The following is a 19,473-nucleotide window of genomic DNA, read 5'->3' as shown; positions in this document are numbered from 1 at the left end:
TATTTCGCGCAAAGTCGCTAATAAGCAAAGGTGCAAAGGAAGAGGAGGGTTGAAGTATCAGTTTAAAAGTTCGATTAATTCATGTTTTGTTAAATCTGCATCTCGCATTATTTTTAATAATAGACCTTTACCAATGGTTTTACCACTATGACAAGGAATAGAAACAACTCGATCATCTTGATGTTTCATTCTCACATGACTACCTTTTTGTCGTACTATATAAAAACCTATTTTTTGTAATGCGGCAATTAATTCTTCTCCTGTAATTGCTGGTAATTTAGTCATGATAAAACTACTTTTTGGACTCCTATAAATTCTGTTATTGACTCTTCTTCTAATTCCTCTAAACACATTTCAATTACTTCTTTAATATTAGTGATTAATTCATCAATGGTTTCTCCTTGACTATAACAGGCTTTCAGTTGAGGAACTTCACCAATATACATACCATCTTCATCTCTTTCAATTACTACATAAAATTCTTTGTTTTTCATGGTTTTGGTTGTCATTGCTATAGTTTTATCGCAGGTTAATTATGTTAGATTTTTATTATAACACAAAGGAAAGATCCCCGACTTCTTAATTTAATCTTTGGTAAATAATGTTAATTTATCAAAGAAGTTGGGGATCTAAATGCAGTTTTAGCATCATTACATTTGAGATATTTAGTAAAACATTTCTCACTCTGCTGACAAGCAAAAATTAAGAAATATAAAGATTTTTACCCTGACCTTGACATTTTTATAGTATTTACGTACTATATGTGATATAGAGATAATCAAAACATCTCTAATTAGATTCTTTACAACATATTACAACATCATTCAAATCAGGTATAAATTGATCTATCCTGTGATTTATCCTGGACAATATTCCTTGTAAAATTACCATTTGCAAAAATTATGACAAGTCAAAAAACCAAGTTTGCTGTTTATAATCTCGCAGGTAAGGAAAAAGCTTTCTATTTAACTGAAAAAGTCAAACTGGAAATTAAGCCAGATGCAATTCCTAAAAAAATGATCGCTCATAGTATCATAATCATTGATCGTTCTGGTTCAATGTGTGGTGATATTGAAGCATTAAAAGAAACCTTAATCAAACTTTTGACGCTGGATGAATATAGCAACTCAGAATTAGTTGTGACACTAATTTCCTATTCTTCCAAAGGTGATTTAACTTGTCATTTTCAGCGTGTACCTATTCAAGAGGTAATGCAGCCAGATTCAGATTATATTGCTGATATCAAAGCAATTCACGCTACTTATTTAACTTGTATTTCTCAATCTTTGAAATTAGCTAATGAATTGATTCGTCCTGATGAATTAACTGCAATTACTTTACACAGTGACGGCTATGCTAATGATAGCAGTTTCAATTCTAAATCTAAGGCAATAGAGGAAATTTGTAATGATTTGAAAAACAAGGAAGTTTTTGTTAACACTATTGCTTATTCTTCCTCTTCTGATTTTAAATTCCTCGCTAAAATCGCTAATTCTGTTTCTGGTATTTGTATCCAAGCTGGCAATATTAAGGAAGTTTATGATGCTTTGTATAACACCGGAAATGTGTTAAAAGAAGCGACAGGAATAGTCATAGAAGAAACCTTAGCTAGTGACTACAGTTATCAAGTTTTCTTTTCTTCCACTGCTAAAAAAATTAATGGCACAAATCAAACTTTAAAAGTTTTTGGTTTGAAACCGGAAGATGAAGCTTACATCTATAAATATAAGCAAATTACCAAAGCAGCTTATGAACAATTAAAAGATGTTCCAGTGGCACAAAATGATCCGTCTGTTTATATTTTTGCCAAAGCTAATTTAGCAGATGGAAATTTGAATACTGCGAAATACGCACTTGCTAGTACGTTCAATGCAACTTTAACCGCAAGACACGCAAAAGCTTTAACCAATGAAGACATTGCTGATTTTACCAAAGATTTAGAAATTGCCATCTTTTATCCTCATGTTTTAGCTGAACATGAAATTTTAGATCATGTCAAAGTTAATGATAAAATTTCCGTTTTGGCATTGATTGATATTTTATCAAAACATCGCCAACATATCATTATTAACCTCAAACATCTGAAAGAAACTTATCAAAGAAAGGGTATTAAGCGGGTTAATGGTACAAGGGGAGAAAATGGGGAATTAATCAAACCTTGGTTAGAAATAGAATATATTGAACCAGGTGATTATGTGCAGATGGGTAGTTTTGATATTAACCGCAATACCGCGACTATTAATATGCTGCTTACGCAAAAAGTCAAACTGGTAAAAGCGGAAGATAAAACCCCTATTACTGAAGTTGCGGGTGTGTTATTAAATGCTTTAACGACTTTTAATAATTATACCATTGTCAGTGATGGAGAAATTAATGTTAAGACTTTAAAAATGAAAATTAGCAGTAAAAAAACCTTTGATGAATTACAAGCAGTGGGGGTTATTGATGGGGAGAAATTTGATTTTCAAAAAGAATATACTTTGCAATTAGCAGATTTACCTTTGGTGAGTTTTGAAGGTAATTATAGCAGCGTGGAAGGTTTGTTTACTCAACTGGCAGAAATTAAAGCTTTAACGAGTATTTTATCTGCTCATTTAAGGGAAGAGTCGGATATATTTATTCCCGCACAAATAGAAGAGTTGAAAAAACATTATCTTTCTAAAAATCTGTATCTGAATTTTCCCACCACTAACGAATATACAGATTTGAAAGTTGCTTTGTCTGATGGTACTGTAGATTCAAGAGTGAGTTATAAAATTGATATTGGCAGTTTAGAAATTGTGAATTTTAATAAATTGTCTTCTGCTAATCAATTTCTTGATAAAAGATATGAAGTTTTCGATTCGGAAACTGGGGAAATTTTCAAAAAACCGACTTTTGAATTAGCTTTTCAGGAAAACATTGCTTTTCGTTGTAAAGCTGTTTCTTCTAGGAGCAAATTTACAAAAGCAGATGATTTAATGAAAGCTGTTTTTGATGATTTTTTGGGAATAGAAACAACGGGTAAAGTTGCGGAAATTTTAAATTTGGTAGGTGCTGGAAGTTTAGCTTTATTACTACAAGCAAAACACGCAGGTACACCTGTGGATAAACAGGAAATTATCGACGCGATGACAACAGCAAAACAGAAGTTAGAGAGTTACACAGAAAATGTTTATCGAGAGAAAATTTCACCTTTAGTATTTTATATTGGTGCGACGGGTTTGTTACCTGATGAAATGAATGCTCCAGCGATGACTGCGGATGAAATTAGTAGTAAATATCCTGATTTGCAGTTTTCTAAATCTGAACAGGAAGGGACATTTTTCGTAGTTGGTGATACTGTAATTAGTGTGTATGCAGAAAATGAATATTACAGTAAAAAACCTGTGGGTGTGAGTTAGGTAATTTTGTAGATTTTGTTGGGGTTTAGCATTGCTAAACCCTTACCTATTTGATAAATTGAGTATGTCGTAAAATAATGTGTTATTATAAATAAGTATCTTGACTAAATTTGAGGTTAATAAAAATATGACCCAGGAATTAATAGACCTCAGAAATTGTATTTTAGAACAGCGTTACACAGATGCTTTAGCGATTGTGGATGAGTTGGAGGGGATGAGTAAAAAGGCGATTTTAAGACAAATAAAGTCTTTTTTCAAGGTGTTATTAATTCATTTAATTAAGAATCAAATTGAGAAGCGGTTAACAAATTCTTGGGCAGCTTCTATGAGAAATGCAGTTTTAGAAATTCAAGATATCAATTTAAAAGAAAATAAAAAATCCTATTATATTAATTTAGATGACTGGTATGATTATCTTGAAAATGAAATTGATGTAGCTATTCGTGATGCCAGTGTGGAAGTTTTAAATGGTGTTTATAGTCCTTTTCAATTAGCAGAAATGGTGGACAAGGAACAAATTATTTATCAAAGTCAAGCGTTATTAAAGTTCACTTATGATTATTCTGTTAAAGAATTACCAGCAGTGGTTGATAATTATTTGACTCAGTTACCTGGTGGTGAAGATTGGAAGTTAGGACGCAGATAATATGGTAATTTATGGTAATTAATTATATTGTCACCCTGATAGTTGATAGTTGATAGTTGATGGTTGATTGAGAAAAATATAATTACCCAGTCACCAGTCACCAGTCACCATTACCTAATTTCCTAATTCTTGGATATTTTTCATTACTTGTTGATACAATTCTTTGTTACCTTCTCGATCAAAAATAGCTGCTGCCCGTTGTAAATCTTGTAATGCACTGCGTTTATCTCCAGCAGCAGCAAAAGCATTTCCTCGGTTATTAAACCCAGGTCCAAAATTAGGATTTAAACGAATAGCTTGATTGTAATCTGCGATCGCTTTTTGTGGATCTCCCACGGCAGCGTAAGCATTTCCCCGGTTATTATAGGCAACAGAATAATTTTCATCTATTCTAATTGCTTCAGTATAATCTTCTATCGCCCCATTTCTATCACCTTGGGCTGCACGAGCATTTCCGCGATTATTAAAAGCTTCGGCATAATTTGGAGCTAAACGAATCGCTTCATTATAATCAGAAATAGCTGCTTGTTGATCTCCCAAAGATGCAAAAGTATTACCACGATTATTATAAGTTTCTGCATCATTGGGATTGAGACGCAAAGCTTGATTATAATCAGCGATCGCACCTTCTTTATTACCAATATCAAAATATGCTAAACCCCGACTTTTAAACGCAGGTGCATATTGAGAATTAAGACTAATTGAACGACTATAAGCAGCAATAGCCGCTTCAGAATTACCTTTAGCGTGCTGATTTTGTCCCTGAATATAAAACTCTCCTGCTTTGGATGTTCTAGGTGTCAGTCGGTTAGGAGGACTCACCCCTATTTCAGTTACTAAAACATCCTGATTTTGATTGCAAGAAACGCATAAAATCCCACTGAAAACAGTAACTACTGCTATTTTGAATATTCTGCCTAGCACTTGTCTATTATGTGTCAATAACTGCCATTTCATAAGTTCTTATCAATTACTTGCATACCCGGAAAAAATTGTTACCCGTTGTTACCAAAATTTAAGAGAAATCTAATAGATTCCATGAATTACTTTTTCCAAATTTAACCATTTACCGGAAAATTTAATGTATAAATAATTTCAGTTTTCATTTCGTAAAATGTTTAATAATATCCATTTAAGTTACTATAAAGAATCAAAACCCTAACTTATTAAATAAGTCAGGGTTCTGTAAGTTCAAAATATAATAAATTCTGGCTTTTGCATTCTATTCATCATTATTAACATCTTCTTCCTGAGATTTAACAATTAACCGCCAAACAGAACTTTTTTCAATATCGACATCTAATTGTTCCAAATTTCTGCCTAATTCTTTTTGTAATTTCTCAGTTAGAGTAATAGGAAAATCCAAATCAATATCTTCATTTTCCACTAATCTCACCAATTCGGTAAATTTAACCTTAACAGATTTACGTTCATAACCGCTGAGTTTACAATATTCAGTTTCCGAAATATTTTGAACTTGCATCGCTTTTTTTAATCGTTCTTGTAAATAATCAAATTCAGAATTAATCAGTTTTTTTTGCTGTTCCACTTCTGTATATCTTTGAGAAAGTAAAGATAAATCTTCCGTTTCTGGGTTTGTAGTAACTTGAGACTGTAAAGCTAATAATTTTGAATGTACTTGAGCTAAATAAATACAATCAAAATAAGCATATTCTAATTGATCATCGCTTAAAGGTCTTATACCCCAATCGCTACCTTGTTCTTGTTTATCAATACCATAAAAATTACACAACACATTAGCTAGAGTTTTCAGTTGATAATTAGGCAATGGTAGAATATGATATGGTATGGACTTAGCCATTTCTAAAGTACAAGTGATATTTTTGGCTTTTTTATTGCCTAAAAGTTTCAAATCATAACTTGCATTGTGAAAAACCTTTTCGATAGATTCATTAATCATGATTTGCTCAATAAAAGCAGCAATCACATCAGACTTATTTAAAACATCCAAAATATAAACACTGTCACCAGTCATATCTTGAGGATGATCCAATATTTGAATCAGGGATAATCGAGGATTACGACTTTTATAATCAGCAACTTCTGTATCTATCCACAAAGTTTTAGCTTTGGTATATTTAGCAATTTGAGAACGGATTTCCGCAGCAGTAGTAAGATAAGGCATTGGTAGATGTAGAGCAGTTTAACTTAGTTATAATTTTCCAAATTAACATTTTGTGACTAATTTTGCCCTTACCTACTGCCTGATAATTATGCTAAGTTTTAATAAAAGTTCTTGCCAATCTGCCAAAATTCTGAAAAAAAACTCAAATTTATGAAATCATCTATAAATCGTCAATGGCGTTTAGCATCTCGTCCTGTGGGTGACATCAAAGTAAGTGACTTTGAATATCGAGAAGAACCCATTCCCATACCAAAAGATGGTGAAATACTGATCCGCAATATCTATCTTTCTTTAGATCCTACCCATCGCATTTGGATGAGCGATCGCCCCCAGTATATGCCACCTGTGGAACTTGGGGAAGTCATGCGCGGTATGACAATAGGAGTAGTCGAAGAATCGAAAAATCCCAAATTTCAAAGGGGGGATCTCGTTTCTGGACTCTTAGGATGGCAAGATTACGCTTTAATTACTACTGAAAATCTTCCTTACATCACCAAAATTCCCCAACCTTTAACAGTTCCCCTAACAGCATTTATGGGACCTCTGAGTTTTATTGGTTGCACCGCTTATTTTGGACTTTTAGATATAGGAAAACCTCAACCCGGAGAAACTTTAGTAGTCTCAGCGGCCTCTGGTGCAGTGGGTTCTTTAGTGGGACAAATAGGGAAAATTAAAGGTTGTCGTGTAGTAGGTATCACTAGTTCCGATGAAAAATGTCGTTATTTATTAGAAGAACTCGGTTTTGATGCTGCAATTAATTATCAAACCGCTGATTTAATTCCCGCTTTCGCTGCATCATGTCCCCAGGGAATTGATATCTATTTTGAAAATGTAGGTGGGGAAATTCTGGACGCGGTTTTAACACAGGTTAATCTAAATGCCCGCATTCCTTTATGTGGTTTAATTTCCACTTATAATACTCAAGAACCTGTACCCGGACCTTATAATTTCAGTCAGATTTTAATGCGGCGGGTATTAATAAAAGGTTTTATTGTAACTGATTATGTGAGTCAATGGGATGTTGCTTTTAGGGAAATGGGACAATGGATACAAGAAGGAAAATTAAAATATCAACAAGAAATTGTGCAAGGTTTGGAAAATGCACCTACAGCAATTCTCAAACTTTTTAATGGTGAGAAAATGGGTAAATTAATTGTGCAGATTTCTGAACAGCCCTAATCTGAAATTATCCATTAAAAAGGCTCAAGTATTACTATTTTGTCATACCTGAGCCGTTAATTAATTCAATTAATTTGCTAAAACTATTGCATTAGCAAAAATGCTTGACTTTATAACTTAGTAGCGATTGCGATTATAACCACCACTGTTGCGATTACCACCACCTCTATCTTCTTTGGGTTTAGCTTTGTTAACTTTTAAATCTCTTCCCATCCACTCAGCACCATCAAGGGCATCAATAGCAGATGTTTCTTCATCATCTGTACTCATTTCTACAAACCCAAAACCGCGCAGTCTTCCTGTTTCACGGTCGGTAGGTAATTGAACGCGCTTTACAGAACCATATTCTGCAAAAACCGCAGTTAGAGTATCTTGGGTAACTTCATAAGAGAGGTTGCCTACATAAATTGACATAGATTTTCTCCAAAATCATAAGAGTGTAGAGATTTAGGTTTCGGAGAAAAGTCTGTAAGTACCAAAAGGAAAAAACCTATCAATGTTAAAAACAAACGCCGTCGCCGAATTACTTCTCACCTCCCATCATGGCACGGAAATTCACTTTCGGGGAAGAAGTGACCAAAACTGTTACATATCGTTATGTGAACAATTAAAGTCTAAGTAACTTTATCAGTTCAAGCTGATTACATTAACGCCTAATCCGGTAACGCTTATATAAAATTCTTTGTTTTTAGTGTTTATTGTGTTATTTGTTCATTGCGTTATTTATTTTTTGTTGAAGAGAAGCGATAATTTCATCACTTAATTCTTCTTCTGGTTCTACAACTTCACGTTCAGCTAAAACTGATTGAATTTGACTTTCGGAGGCTTTTCCTAACCTTTGTAGTAGTGTTTGAAAACTTTGTTCCTGTTCACTTATTTCTTTTTCTGGTGTTGCTTGAATAAAATCTGTGGATACAACTTGGCGAGTTAAAGCATAAACTATATATTGATTTAATGAAATACCTTCTGTTTCCGCTGAATCCAGTAATTTAGATTCTTTGGCAGGAAGAGATTTCATATCCCCTTCAACTATTGTTCCCCTTGCTTCTGGAGCAATTTGCTTTTTCAGTTTTTTAATTCCACTTGCAAGCTGTTCTTGTTCCGTTTCGGTTAACATATCAATTCTGACATTAATTGCTCTATTTCTATCTGATTTCTTGGACATGGTTAACACCTTGATTGAGTGGATAAAAAATACAGAAATACATGATGGTGATTCTAGAAATTAGAAATTTTTACTGTGCCGTTTGGTGTTTCTTTCTTGGTAACTACTTCCGAGATGCCAGTTTCATCCATGTGAGTAATCATTAAGTTGGGAGTTTGATTAATTCTTGGCATTTTATTCTCATCTAGACTTATGGATATCACAGAAACTTCTCCTTTTGGATTCTTGATAACAACGTGGTAGCCTGACTCAGTAGGCCACAAATTTAGCACTTCTTCTCCTTCTTTAAGAATTTTGATTTCTGGCGAAGAGATATAATTGGTTGACATGGTTATGTTCTCCATTTCGTAAATATCAATTCATATCACAATTTTAATATGGAAATCTTAAAACAGACGGTGTGGCTTATGTAATGGGGTGTATTCTGTTTGTAAGTGCTTAATTGTGACAAACATTAACATCACATACACTGTAAATTATAGTGTAAATTTTTGTAAACAGTGTTTATACATAAAATAAATTATTTTTTTAATACAAATTTTTATAAAAATTAACTCACTATGAGTTAGTTGAGAATGTAAAAGCCAGCAGTTTACATCCCACATAACACATTTTCCCTCCTCCCCCTCCTTTTCCCTATAGCAGTAATAGAATAGGAACGATATCCTGGTATAGTCTACCAAGAGCAAAAGGTAGCTATTAAGTAGCAGATTTGACAGACTTAGAACACCAAAACTCTGTATCCAGAAGAGATTACTGAAAAGCAAAGTAAAATTTTTTATGGTTTCCCAAATTCGGTTTTTAATGTGCGCTCCCGACCACTACGATGTAGACTATGTGATTAATCCGTGGATGGAAGGGAATATTCACAAATCATCACGCGATCGCGCTGTAGAACAGTGGAATAAATTATACAATGTTATCAAAAATCACGCCATTGTCGATTTAGTGACACCCCAAAAAGGTTGGCCAGATATGGTATTCAGTGCCAATGCTGGTTTAGTTCTTGGTGAAAATGTGGTTCTCAGCCGTTTTTTACATAAGGAACGCCAAGGAGAAGAACCGTATTTTCAACAGTGGTTTGAAAATAATGGTTTTAAGGTTTACACACTTCCTAAAGACTTACCCTTTGAAGGTGCTGGTGACGCGCTTTTAGACAGGGAAGGGCGCTGGTTATGGGCGGGGTATGGTTTCCGTTCTGAGTTAGATTCTCACCCATACTTAGCTAAATGGCTAGATATTGAGGTGATTTCTCTGCGGTTGATGGATGAAAGATTTTATCATCTTGATACCTGTTTCTGTCCCCTAGCTAACGGGTATTTGCTGTATTACCCCGGTGCGTTTGACTCCTACTCTAACCGGGTGATAGAAATGCGCGTTGCGCCAGAAAAACGTATTGCTATTGCAGAAGCTGATGCGGTTAACTTTGCTTGTAATGCGGTGAATATTGAAAGCATCGTGATTATGAACAAAGCCAGTGATAGTTTAAAATTACGGTTAGCGGAAGTTGGTTTTCAAGTGATTGAAACTCCTTTAACCGAGTTTTTGAAAGCTGGTGGTGCGGCTAAATGTTTAACTTTGCGAGTGACTGAACCTGTACGGGAAGAAGTACACGCTAATACTCAGGTAGAAAGTAGGGTAATTCGTTTAGAAGGTCATTTACTAGATGCAGGTTTAATTAACCGTGCTTTAGATTTGATCGTAGACATGGGGGGAAGTTTCCAAGTTCTCAAGTTTAACTTGGGTGAACAACGTCAAAGCACCTCAGCAGCGGAAGTCAGGGTATCTGCACCATCTCATGATGTAATGGAAGAGATTATATCCCAGTTGATTGATTTGGGTGCGGTTGACTTACCCCAAGATGAAAGAGATGCAAAACTCGAACCAGTTTTACAAGCGGGTGTTGCTCCTGATGATTTCTATGTAAGTACAATTTATCCTACCGAAGTAAGGGTAAATGGACAATGGTTGAAAGTAGAAAATCAACGCATGGATGGGGCGATCGCCATTTCTAGTACAGCTAATGGGTTAGTTGCTAGATGTAAAATTTTACGTGATCTAGAAATTGGTGAACAGGTGGTAGTTGACGTTCAAGGTATCCGCACTATCCGTAAAACCGAATCCCGCGAACAACGTAACGCCCAGGAATTTAGCTTTATGTCTTCCGGTGTTTCCAGTGAAAGACGGGTAGAATTAGTTGTGGAACAGGTGGCTTGGGAATTACGTAAAATTCGGGATGCTGGCGGTAAAGTAGTTGTCACCGCTGGACCAGTGGTAATTCATACAGGCGGCGGTGAACACCTTTCTAGATTGATTCGTGAGGGTTATGTTCAAGGACTTCTAGGAGGAAATGCGATCGCAGTTCATGACATCGAACAAAATATGATGGGAACATCTCTCGGTGTGGATATGAAACGCGGTGTAGCGGTACGTGGTGGACACCGACATCATTTAAAAGTAATTAACACCATTCGCCGTTTTGGTAGCATCGCTAAAGCGGTAGATGCTGGGGTAATTACTAGCGGTGTGATGTATGAATGTGTGAAAAATGACATTCCCTTTGTACTTGCTGGTTCAATTCGTGATGATGGACCCCTACCGGATACGCAGATGAACTTGATTTTAGCACAACAAGAGTATGCAAAAATCATTCAAGGTGCGGAAATGATATTGATGTTGTCTTCTATGCTGCATTCTATTGGTGTAGGAAATATGACACCAGCAGGGGTGAAGATGGTATGTGTGGATATTAACCCTGCGGTAGTGACAAAATTGAGCGATCGCGGTTCAATTGAATCTGTAGGTGTGGTGACGGATGTGGGTCTGTTTTTAAGTTTGTTGGTGCAGCAGTTGGATAAGTTGACGAGTCCTTATGTTGCTAATGTAGGTTAAGTAAGGTTTCGCGCAAAGACGCAAAGATGCAAAGAGTTTTTCTGTGCGTTTTTGTGTCTTTGTTTTTTTCACGCAGAGGCGCAGAGAACGCAGAGAGTTATAATTTGGAGTATTTGCTGAGGTTTTTAATTCAGTATAAAAACAATATTAAATAAATAGTCAATTTTGATACTGATGATAGTATGACTCAAGTTACTCTTGAAAAATCATACACCTATGATTCAATATCATCCTATTGCTACTCAAATTTACAATTTATTAATTCAGGATGAAATTACAAAACAAGAAGGAGAAATTATTGTTGATTTTTTCAATATATCTGTAAAAATAAATGAAAAAAGTGCTGTAGGATATATATTTGAAGAATGGCTTGCTGAATGGATGAGACAAAAAACATTAATTTCAGGACAAAACAAAATACTCAAGAGTTCCCTGATTTTTTGGTTGATGAAAATTCAGATTTTGCTGGTTTATTAGAAGTTAAGGCTTTTTATTTTAATAAGCCACCTGGTTTTGATGTAGCAAATTTTGAAGCATACTGTGATTCATTAACTAAGCAAGCTTATCGTCTAGATGCTGACTATTTAATATTTTCTTATGATATACAAGATTACAAGTTTAAAGTTAAAAAAGTGTGGCTAAAAAAGATTTGGGAAATTACAGGAAAGTCAGAAACATACCCAGTTAAATGTCAATCTAAAAAAAAATCACTTTACAGTATTAGACCTATTAACTGGTACTCTAATAGGGCTAGATATTTTCCTTTTAACTCTAGGTTAGATTTTGTAGAAGCTTTATATAACACTCTTAAAATAGCTACTAGAAAAACTGAAGAAAGTTATGAATGGTTACAAAAAGTTGGTGGATGTGATGGATGGTTACAAAAAGTTAAAGATAACTATTTGCTGCATACTGGAGAAGAATTATAAGTTTTACAGAAAAGTCAAAACATATTCTTTGTTAGGAACTGATAACATTCTTTGAAGAACTATTCTTTCTGCAATTTCTCTTACAATAGGAACTACTACGGTATTTCCTAATAAATCAAATGCTTTATTAATAGGTAAATTAATCTGATAATCTTCAGGAAAACCAAACAATCTTAATCCCTCTCTGACAGTTAAACATCTTAAACCATCCCCATCAACTACTGCTAATTTCTGCATATCTGTAGCTACTAATGTGGGTGCAATATCATAAGGATCGAGAATTTTATTGATAGGAAAACTCAGTTTACCGACTATTATATTATATCCTTTGGGTAAATCATATCTATATTCTCGTTTTTTCACATTGTTACCATCTTTGTTAACTACTTCTTGAATATCTTTCGGATGTTCATATTTTAAATAACCTTTATTTGCTAAATCATCTAACATTTCTGCTAAGTTAGGATGGGGATAAAAAGTAGCAATTTCATCTAACATTAAGGGTATTCCATCCATCCAGTGAATCCCTTTTTTAGCAGACCATATTTTTCTTCTTCTTTGTTTTAACAATAAGTTCAACAATTCCTTCTGTGCTAAACTCACACTTCCTTTTAATTCTAAATCCCAACTGTGAATATTATCTTCTCCCCCCCTTTTATCTTTAATAGATTTTCCATACAGTTGTTCAATGGGATAATTTTGTAATAATTTTTTGATAAATTCAGTTTTTAAAGTTGGACAACCTGTTTCTAAAATATCTAATAATACTGGTTTGGCATTTTTAGGAAATGTTAAAGAAATTGCATCAGTTTTAGTTCCTGCTATATACACTCTTTTCCTATCTTGAGGAACACCAAAATTTTGAGCATTTAAAACACTATATTTTACTTTATAACCTAATTGTTCTAATTTATTTAAAATTGTTGCTAAGGTTTTTCCTTGATCATGTTGTACTAAACCTTCCACATTTTCCAATAAAAAACCGAAAGGTGATTTATCTTTTAAAATGCGTTCAATTTCAAAAAACAGCGTTCCTCTAGTATCTAAAAATCCTTGTCTTGTTCCTGCACTACTAAAAGGTTGACAGGGAAACCCCGCTAATAAAATATCAAAATCAGGTATTTGTTGAGTTGATATTCCTGTAATATCAACCCAACTTTTCTCTTCTTGAAAATTATCTTGGTAAACTTGAATTGCCGATGCTTTTATTTCTGATGTCAAAACACATTCAGGCTTAATTCCTAAAGATTTACAAGCTTGTTCTAAACCTAAGCGCATTCCTCCAATTCCTGCGAACAAATCAATAAATTTAATGGTATTAAACATAGATTTACTATCCCGATAATAGTGACAAAGCTTCTTTTAATTTATCATAAATTTGATTATTTGTAAACACTTTTCAGAGATTTATTTACTAATTTTAGAAATAAATTTTCAAAATTTACTGCTCTATTATTAGTAATAGTTTTTACATCATTTATTGATGATTGATAAAAAAGCTGATGTTGTGTATTAATGGTAAAACAAATATTTTTACTCTTGACTCCTAACAATTTGTTTATGATATAATCTAAAGATAACAACCCCAATCTCTTAAACAGTATGAGTGAAACCCTGGCTGATATTTCCATACCTCCACAGTTTCCTGATCATACTCAATTACCGGAGTCTGATGGTACTTTCGTGAAGAACTTTCAAGAACATCCCCAAAGCATAATCATCACAGATTCAATAATTCAAACTTTAGAAAAATTACATCCCGATGGACAATTTTGTATAGGTCAAGATTGCGGGATTTATTGGCGAGAAACTGAACCACCAGAAAAAGGAACAGTAGCACCGGATTGGTTTTATGTCCCTGATGTTCCCCCCAGACTAGATGGTAAAATTCGCCGTTCTTATGTACTTTGGCGTGAATATATTCCCCCTTTAATTGTCATAGAATTAGCTAGTGGTAACGGTGATGAAGAACGAGATTCAACCCCTCTAGCGGGTTTACAACCAGGTGAAAAACCTGGGAAATTTTGGGTTTATGAACGCATTATCCGCGCTCCCTATTATGCCATTTATGAAGTTAATAGTGGCAATTTAGAAGTTTATCATTTGGTAGATTTTTCTTACCAAAAAATGCAGCCTAACGAACGCGGACACTATCCAATTCTGCCATTAGGTGTAGAATTAGGTTTATGGCAAGGAAGTTACTTAAATAATGCCGATCAACTTTGGTTACGTTGGTGGGATAATGAAGGTAACTTATTATTAGTAGGTCATGAACAAGCACAGTTAGAAAAATTAAGGACTGAACAACAACAACAAAGAGCAGAACAACAACAACAAAGAGCAGAACAAACAGAAATTAAAGCTGCAAAGTTAGCTGCAAAATTGCGAGAGTTGGGTATAAATCCTGATGATGAGTTATAATTAGTAATCAGCTATCAGCCTATAACGGCAAAATCAAAGATCAAGTAGGATTAATTGAAGGAGGAAAGTTTACTTTTTCTCATTTGTTCTTATTCTTTGTACCTGAGTCTTGAAAGCTGATGGCTGAAAGCTAACTGCTGAATATTTACACTGTATAATGAAAGAAACAAACCACAGAGTGACAGAGGACACAGAGAGAAATGCAACGGGCTATTTTATTAGAAAAGGTTGAATTTGAAAAAATTAATTGGGTGAGTTTTTTTGCTGACTTCCTGTTAGTAGGAATGGTATTTGGTCCCCCTATTGCTCCCTTTTTAGCCGCTTCTGGTTTTTTGGTACTGCCTAATATTGGGGATATTATTTATTTTATGGGTAATCATGTTTGTCCTCAACCTACTATGGGTTTGGAGTTAGCACCACCTCATATTATGGCGGTTTGTATGCGGTGTTATGGCACTGTTACAGGATTGTTAATTACTAGAATTTTGTGTGCTATAACTAAAGGAAAAGGCAGTTTTTGGTTACATCAATATGGTTGGATCGGTGCTGCTTTTGCTAGTGTGTTAATGATGGCTTATCCTTTGGAGTTAGCAGCGCAAATTTTTGATTTGTGGGATTTTAATAATTACATTGTCACACCTTTTGGTTTAGTTACTGGTTTAGCTTGGGGGTTGTTTGCTATGCCACTTTTACATTTTCAAAAGGTGTGATTAAGGTGTTGAACCAAATCCACCACCACCGGGGGTTTCTATCACAAAAACATCTCCAGATAGCATTTATAGACAATAATCCATTTTTTATTAGCCTGAGGAACAATCAAAAAACGTTGTGTATGTCTGGAAAGTCTGTCTATAATTTCCTGGTTATTCGTGACAGCAATAATATCTGTGAATGTACCACCACGATCTGCAAATACTTTCAACATTTTTCTATTTCTCCAAGTCTAGTTTATGGAATTAGATTAACGTAAGGATTAGGAGTAGTTCTACTTTATATGTGGAAAATTTTGACTATGGATGTTGATAATTAGGGATGAATGAATCAATTTATAACCGAATTAATGCACAATTGCCATTAGTTTTTCAGCATATTTTCCACTGCCATTGTTGTTGTGTTTCATCCCATTTGATGGCTACTATTTCTGCTGGAGGATCAAGGCGATCGCCACTTTGATCAAATTGAATCAAACCCGTAACACCCTTTACCTGTTTTCTCTTTTTTTTGAAATATTGATCCATCTGTATAAGTAAATCTTGGCTAGATTGACTACGGTATTCTTCCAAGACTTTTAAGATTATTAAGACAGAATCAAAAGCTGTTGCACTGCGCCATGTTAAATTTTCTATTCCCCATAACTTATCACCTATTTTACAAAAAGTTTCTGGTATAAAATTAGAACTCTCACACCCATTTTCTTGACTTTGGTAATGCCAAGGAATAGAAGCTATAATTTGACGGTTATTTTGATTTGTAGTATTGCAAGGAGTTTGCTCATGAATCCAATGTAAAACATTATGATGATAAAAAGTGGCCGAGCCGACTATTAAACAGTTGTTGATATTTAATCGGCTAATTAACCCAGCATTATCAAGGGAATTTGGTTCAATTCCTCCATCGGGAATTATAATGATAATATCAACATCATTTTTTTTCAGATATTCTATATATTGTTGGACTCTGTAATAATTTTCACTAATATAATTACATTCTTCGAGAAAAACAAATTTATCTTCATGTTCTTCTAGATATTTCCTAATACTGTTTCTATAGGAAATACTGTAACTACTATTTTGGTTATAGATAAGAGCTACTTTTTTGGGAGTTTGGCTGGAAACTTTTTCTATCAAATAATTAGCCATTTTTTTAGCATTAATAGCATCTGGTGTAGTCAATCTAAAAAAAGATAAACTTTCATCTATAGATAATTGGGAAAGTTCATTTGATGTACTACTAGAATTTACTAAAGTTAACCCTTTCTGCTTATAAAAACGCAGTGCATTTTTGGTCATTTCGCTTGAATAATGACCGATAATAGCAACTAGGTTCAATTGTGGTGCTAACTCAGCTAATTTTTCTGCTGTTTGGTTATATGGATCGTATAAGTTATTAGGATCATTAACAACAAGAATTTGCAATGCTATTTGACTATCACTAGATATTGAAGGTAAATAGGTTGGACGGATATCGTTTAAATTTATCTCTTGACCTAAAGAAATTCGATCAAAACTTTGCAGATTAACTTGTAATTGTATTTGAGAAATTCCTCTCAAAATTTCGGCTGCAACTTGCCCTTGATTATGAAAGAATGGAGTAACTACAGCTAAAGTATAAATTTTAATACCCTTCTTTTGTAAAAGAGATTTTTTATATTCAATCAAGCAGTTATTGATGTAGATTAATACTTCAGGATTACCAATTCCATAATTATTAAGTTCTTGATTCCAAGCTTTTAAAAAACACTGAAATGCTTGATAGTAAAGTCCTTGTTGATAAAAATTTGTTCCTTGAATCTGATATTGAACTATTTCTTGGTTAGCTGAATAAATAAAAATTTGTCTTCCAAAGCTGCCTTGAAAGTTATCACTATTTAATTGAGGTGGAGGATTTAATCTATAACCGTTTTTGGGGGCGTTTAAAAAGTTAATAATCTTGACCCAATTGCCAGCTATTTCCTCTTGGTCTACACCCATTATATATGCTATTTTTGGATAAATAATATTACTTAATCGGTCGGCAATATTCTGTCTAGGTAAGTTGACTATATTAGCTATTTGTTGTCGAGATAATCCCAATAAACAATTACAAACAATTATCTTATCTAGTTGAATGAGATTGTTTGTGTTAGGAGTAGTATCTAAATTTTGTAAGAAAAGCTCAATATTAATGCCAAGATTGTCTATAAATTGCTGATAATTTTCACACATTTTATTTCAGATGTTATCGTCTTTTCTAGAATGATACTCTGATTTTTCTGTGAAGTTTTTATATGAGTGTGAAGATAATTTCTACAGATGTGGAAGCAATACTGTTCGGTTAAGGATTTTTGTAGGTTGGGTTAAACGATAGCGTAAACCAACAAACCCTTATAAATGTTGGGTGTCGTTCCTCAACCCAACCTACATAGGGGTTGCGGAGAAAGTCTTTTCATGTTCGCGCAGGGTGACGTAAGTCATGGGAACAGGAGTCAGGAGGAGATTTGAAAATTTCTTTGCCATCTCTCGAAATCCCAAAAAATGCACACTTTTTCAGGAATACACTTCAAAACCAAAACCGTTTTTGGTTACATCAATATAGTTGGATCGGTGCTGCTTTTGCTAGTGTGTTAATGATGGCTTATCCTTTGGAGTTAGCAGCGCAAATTTTTGATTTGTGGGATTTTAATAATTACATTGTTACACCTTTTGGTTTAATTACTGGTTTGCCTTGGGGGTTGTTTGCTATGCCAATTTTACACAGGCAGACAGAGACGCAAACCAGCTAGAATGCGCCTACCACTGCCACGACCATCGTCTATAATGTTCGTTAACATTTTTTATTCCTTTGATGAAAATAACGTGATTTAGTTCACACACCCTGGATAACTAGTAACTTGATTAATACATGATTTGAAGATAGAGTAAAGGCGTTTTTGTTGTTGTTCTTAGTAATCAATCATCACTCAAATGCTAATTCATTAGTCTAATCTTTCCTGAGCGAAAAAAATTTTTACTCTCTCAGGATATAACCTATATATGCAATTACCGTGCAAGATTTGTGCAGAATTTGTGCAGATCAACTTTTCTAGAAAGTTGTATGATGATGGTGAGTTTATTCTTTTCTAACAATGCATTTAATAAATGAAGCCTGTGAGATATAAAAATCTGGTAGAGACAGTTTATCAATCGCCTCTACATTGAACAGATTAACAACAAATTCCCTATAATTTTGTATCAATTGTATCAGTTGAGACGATATCCCAAACCATGAACAGTTTCAATCAAAGTTTCCGGCGCACCTAAAGCCCTTAATTTTTGTCGAATACTTTTAATATGTGACCTTACTGTTTCCTCCACTGGAGAGTCATCAACAGACCAAACCTGCTCAATGATGCTAGAACGACTCAATACCCTTCTACCATTAGCAACCAGCAGTTCTAAAATTCCATACTCTTTAGGAGTCAAGGACATAAGATGACCATCATAGGTAGTCTCGTAAGTGCTGGGATTTAAAGTTAACTTTCCCCAAGATAAACTGACTGTACTGGCAGCACTACCACGTCTGAGTAAAGCACGTATCCGAGCCATTAATTCTTCTAAGTCAAAGGGCTTTGCTACATAATCATCTGCGCCGGCATCTAAACCAGCAACCTTATCGGCTACGGTATCACGGGCGGTTAGCATTAATACGGGTGCTGCTGAATTACGATGTGCTGGACTGTTGGTGCTAGTGGTGCGTAAGCGGTGACAAAATCTGATGCCATCTAACTTTGGTAAAGTGACATCCAGCACCACTAAATCATACTTCATTGACTCTGCTGCGTGCCAAGCTGCTTCTCCGTCTTGAGCAACATCAACTATATACTTTCGTCTGCTTAAAGCTTCTATTAGTGCTTCTGCCAGTTGAATATCGTCCTCAACTATTAAAATTCGCATAATTTATTCCTTATTCCACAGCAAGTCATGAAGTAATGAGGGAAATATTAACTTAAATTGACTATCTGAATAAAAAGGTAA

At 34.4% G+C, this 19,473-nt stretch carries 18 protein-coding genes and 2 pseudogenes; 9 read left to right on the top strand and 11 right to left on the bottom strand.

Features of this window, described 5'->3' with window-relative positions; genetic code table 11:
* Positions 1–57 precede the first annotated feature (57 nt).
* Positions 58–285 (bottom strand): type II toxin-antitoxin system HicA family toxin, encoded by a 228-nt coding sequence (locus tag K2F26_RS24260; RefSeq protein ID WP_220609827.1) that lies wholly within the window; start codon positions 283–285, stop codon positions 58–60.
* On the bottom strand, positions 282–509 hold the full coding sequence (locus K2F26_RS24255; RefSeq protein ID WP_228020305.1) for a type II toxin-antitoxin system HicB family antitoxin: 228 nt from the start codon (positions 507–509) through the stop codon (positions 282–284). Before K2F26_RS24255 ends, K2F26_RS24260 begins: the two co-directional genes overlap by 4 nt.
* 393 nt (positions 510–902) lie before the next feature.
* On the opposite strand from K2F26_RS24255, the gene K2F26_RS24250 reads away from it, so the two are divergent.
* Positions 903–3,383, top strand: a complete 2,481-nt coding sequence (locus tag K2F26_RS24250) for a vWA domain-containing protein (RefSeq protein ID WP_220609826.1) — start codon at positions 903–905, stop codon at positions 3,381–3,383.
* A 127-nt stretch (positions 3,384–3,510) separates the two neighbouring features.
* Entirely contained in the window at positions 3,511–4,029 is a 519-nt protein-coding gene (locus tag K2F26_RS24245; protein WP_220609825.1) for a DUF29 family protein, read from the top strand.
* A 114-nt stretch (positions 4,030–4,143) separates the two neighbouring features.
* On the opposite strand, the gene K2F26_RS24240 is transcribed toward K2F26_RS24245, so the two are convergent.
* Positions 4,144–4,986, bottom strand: a complete 843-nt coding sequence (locus K2F26_RS24240; RefSeq protein ID WP_220609824.1) for a tetratricopeptide repeat protein — start codon at positions 4,984–4,986, stop codon at positions 4,144–4,146.
* A 265-nt stretch (positions 4,987–5,251) separates the two neighbouring features.
* Entirely contained in the window at positions 5,252–6,175 is a 924-nt protein-coding gene (locus K2F26_RS24235; protein WP_220609823.1) for a ribonuclease D, read from the bottom strand.
* 150 nt (positions 6,176–6,325) lie between these two features.
* On the opposite strand from K2F26_RS24235, the gene K2F26_RS24230 reads away from it, so the two are divergent.
* Complete coding sequence (locus K2F26_RS24230) at positions 6,326–7,354, top strand: NADP-dependent oxidoreductase (protein WP_220609822.1); 1,029 nt, start codon at positions 6,326–6,328, stop codon at positions 7,352–7,354.
* 117 nt (positions 7,355–7,471) lie between these two features.
* Here K2F26_RS24230 and rbp read toward each other — a convergent pair whose 3' ends face one another.
* Positions 7,472–7,768 carry an RNA-binding regulator gene (gene rbp / locus K2F26_RS24225; RefSeq protein WP_220609821.1) on the bottom strand — a complete coding sequence of 99 codons (297 nt, stop codon included), beginning with the start codon at positions 7,766–7,768 and terminating at the stop codon, positions 7,472–7,474.
* Between the two features lie 82 nt (positions 7,769–7,850).
* On the opposite strand from rbp, the gene K2F26_RS25280 reads away from it, so the two are divergent.
* Positions 7,851–7,976 carry a hypothetical protein gene (locus K2F26_RS25280; protein WP_255512646.1) on the top strand — a complete coding sequence of 42 codons (126 nt, stop codon included), beginning with the start codon at positions 7,851–7,853 and terminating at the stop codon, positions 7,974–7,976.
* An 81-nt stretch (positions 7,977–8,057) separates the two neighbouring features.
* Here K2F26_RS25280 and K2F26_RS24220 read toward each other — a convergent pair whose 3' ends face one another.
* Entirely contained in the window at positions 8,058–8,519 is a 462-nt protein-coding gene (locus K2F26_RS24220; RefSeq protein ID WP_246605478.1) for a hypothetical protein, read from the bottom strand.
* A gap of 53 nt (positions 8,520–8,572) precedes the next feature.
* The gene (locus K2F26_RS24215) at positions 8,573–8,848 is read right to left on the bottom strand and encodes a hypothetical protein (protein ID WP_220609820.1); all 276 of its coding nucleotides are present in this window, start codon (positions 8,846–8,848) and stop codon (positions 8,573–8,575) included.
* Positions 8,849–9,299: 451 nt separating this feature from the next.
* Here K2F26_RS24215 and argZ point away from each other — a divergent pair, with 451 nt between their 5' ends.
* Positions 9,300–11,411, top strand: coding sequence for a bifunctional arginine dihydrolase/ornithine cyclodeaminase (argZ, locus tag K2F26_RS24210; RefSeq protein WP_220609819.1), 2,112 nt, complete (start codon positions 9,300–9,302; stop codon positions 11,409–11,411).
* A gap of 216 nt (positions 11,412–11,627) precedes the next feature.
* Positions 11,628–12,340, top strand: a pseudogene (locus tag K2F26_RS24200) (NgoBV family restriction endonuclease).
* Between the two features lie 3 nt (positions 12,341–12,343).
* On the opposite strand, the gene dcm reads toward K2F26_RS24200, so the two are convergent.
* Complete coding sequence (dcm, locus tag K2F26_RS24195; protein WP_220609816.1) at positions 12,344–13,666, bottom strand: DNA (cytosine-5-)-methyltransferase; 1,323 nt, start codon at positions 13,664–13,666, stop codon at positions 12,344–12,346.
* 276 nt (positions 13,667–13,942) lie between these two features.
* On the opposite strand from dcm, the gene K2F26_RS24190 reads away from it, so the two are divergent.
* Positions 13,943–14,761, top strand: coding sequence for a Uma2 family endonuclease (locus K2F26_RS24190; protein ID WP_220609815.1), 819 nt, complete (start codon positions 13,943–13,945; stop codon positions 14,759–14,761).
* 200 nt (positions 14,762–14,961) lie between these two features.
* Positions 14,962–15,471, top strand: a complete 510-nt coding sequence (locus K2F26_RS24185) for a DUF2085 domain-containing protein (RefSeq protein ID WP_220609814.1) — start codon at positions 14,962–14,964, stop codon at positions 15,469–15,471.
* Between the two features lie 41 nt (positions 15,472–15,512).
* Here the strand turns inward: K2F26_RS24185 and K2F26_RS24180 are convergent, their stop codons facing one another.
* Together K2F26_RS24180 and K2F26_RS24175 are read right to left on the bottom strand one after the other, a co-directional pair.
* Positions 15,513–15,686 carry a hypothetical protein gene (locus K2F26_RS24180; protein ID WP_220612028.1) on the bottom strand — a complete coding sequence of 58 codons (174 nt, stop codon included), beginning with the start codon at positions 15,684–15,686 and terminating at the stop codon, positions 15,513–15,515.
* A 157-nt stretch (positions 15,687–15,843) separates the two neighbouring features.
* Positions 15,844–17,685: an ABC transporter substrate-binding protein gene (locus K2F26_RS24175; RefSeq protein ID WP_220609813.1), complete on the bottom strand. Its 1,842-nt coding sequence runs from the start codon at positions 17,683–17,685 to the stop codon at positions 15,844–15,846.
* Positions 17,686–18,035: 350 nt separating this feature from the next.
* Here K2F26_RS24175 and K2F26_RS24170 point away from each other — a divergent pair.
* A pseudogene (locus K2F26_RS24170) lies at positions 18,036–18,242 on the top strand (DUF2085 domain-containing protein); the annotation flags it as partial.
* A 457-nt stretch (positions 18,243–18,699) separates the two neighbouring features.
* On the opposite strand, the gene K2F26_RS24165 reads toward K2F26_RS24170, so the two are convergent.
* Positions 18,700–19,392, bottom strand: coding sequence for a response regulator transcription factor (locus K2F26_RS24165; RefSeq protein ID WP_194054736.1), 693 nt, complete (start codon positions 19,390–19,392; stop codon positions 18,700–18,702).
* Positions 19,393–19,473: the final 81 nt, after the last annotated feature.

The sequence above is a fragment of the Sphaerospermopsis torques-reginae ITEP-024 genome (assembly GCF_019598945.1).
Lineage (GTDB): Bacteria > Cyanobacteriota > Cyanobacteriia > Cyanobacteriales > Nostocaceae > Sphaerospermopsis.
This window is presented reverse-complemented; position numbering and strand designations above follow the sequence as displayed.

Excerpts from the sequence above, each read along its gene's own strand:
- K2F26_RS24260 (WP_220609827.1), bottom strand. The coding sequence starts at position 285 with ATGACTAAATTACCAGCAATTACAGGAGAAGAATTAATTGCCGCATTA.
- K2F26_RS24255 (WP_228020305.1), bottom strand. The coding sequence starts at position 509 with ATGACAACCAAAACCATGAAAAACAAAGAATTTTATGTAGTAATTGAA.
- K2F26_RS24250 (WP_220609826.1), top strand. The coding sequence starts at position 903 with ATGACAAGTCAAAAAACCAAGTTTGCTGTTTATAATCTCGCAGGTAAG.
- K2F26_RS24245 (WP_220609825.1), top strand. The coding sequence starts at position 3,511 with ATGACCCAGGAATTAATAGACCTCAGAAATTGTATTTTAGAACAGCGT.
- K2F26_RS24240 (WP_220609824.1), bottom strand. The coding sequence starts at position 4,986 with ATGAAATGGCAGTTATTGACACATAATAGACAAGTGCTAGGCAGAATA.
- K2F26_RS24235 (WP_220609823.1), bottom strand. The coding sequence starts at position 6,175 with ATGCCTTATCTTACTACTGCTGCGGAAATCCGTTCTCAAATTGCTAAA.
- K2F26_RS24230 (WP_220609822.1), top strand. The coding sequence starts at position 6,326 with ATGAAATCATCTATAAATCGTCAATGGCGTTTAGCATCTCGTCCTGTG.
- rbp (WP_220609821.1), bottom strand. The coding sequence starts at position 7,768 with ATGTCAATTTATGTAGGCAACCTCTCTTATGAAGTTACCCAAGATACT.
- K2F26_RS25280 (WP_255512646.1), top strand. The coding sequence starts at position 7,851 with ATGTTAAAAACAAACGCCGTCGCCGAATTACTTCTCACCTCCCATCAT.
- K2F26_RS24220 (WP_246605478.1), bottom strand. The coding sequence starts at position 8,519 with ATGTCCAAGAAATCAGATAGAAATAGAGCAATTAATGTCAGAATTGAT.
- K2F26_RS24215 (WP_220609820.1), bottom strand. The coding sequence starts at position 8,848 with ATGTCAACCAATTATATCTCTTCGCCAGAAATCAAAATTCTTAAAGAA.
- argZ (WP_220609819.1), top strand. The coding sequence starts at position 9,300 with ATGGTTTCCCAAATTCGGTTTTTAATGTGCGCTCCCGACCACTACGAT.
- dcm (WP_220609816.1), bottom strand. The coding sequence starts at position 13,666 with ATGTTTAATACCATTAAATTTATTGATTTGTTCGCAGGAATTGGAGGA.
- K2F26_RS24190 (WP_220609815.1), top strand. The coding sequence starts at position 13,943 with ATGAGTGAAACCCTGGCTGATATTTCCATACCTCCACAGTTTCCTGAT.
- K2F26_RS24185 (WP_220609814.1), top strand. The coding sequence starts at position 14,962 with ATGCAACGGGCTATTTTATTAGAAAAGGTTGAATTTGAAAAAATTAAT.
- K2F26_RS24180 (WP_220612028.1), bottom strand. The coding sequence starts at position 15,686 with ATGTTGAAAGTATTTGCAGATCGTGGTGGTACATTCACAGATATTATT.
- K2F26_RS24175 (WP_220609813.1), bottom strand. The coding sequence starts at position 17,685 with ATGTGTGAAAATTATCAGCAATTTATAGACAATCTTGGCATTAATATT.
- K2F26_RS24165 (WP_194054736.1), bottom strand. The coding sequence starts at position 19,392 with ATGCGAATTTTAATAGTTGAGGACGATATTCAACTGGCAGAAGCACTA.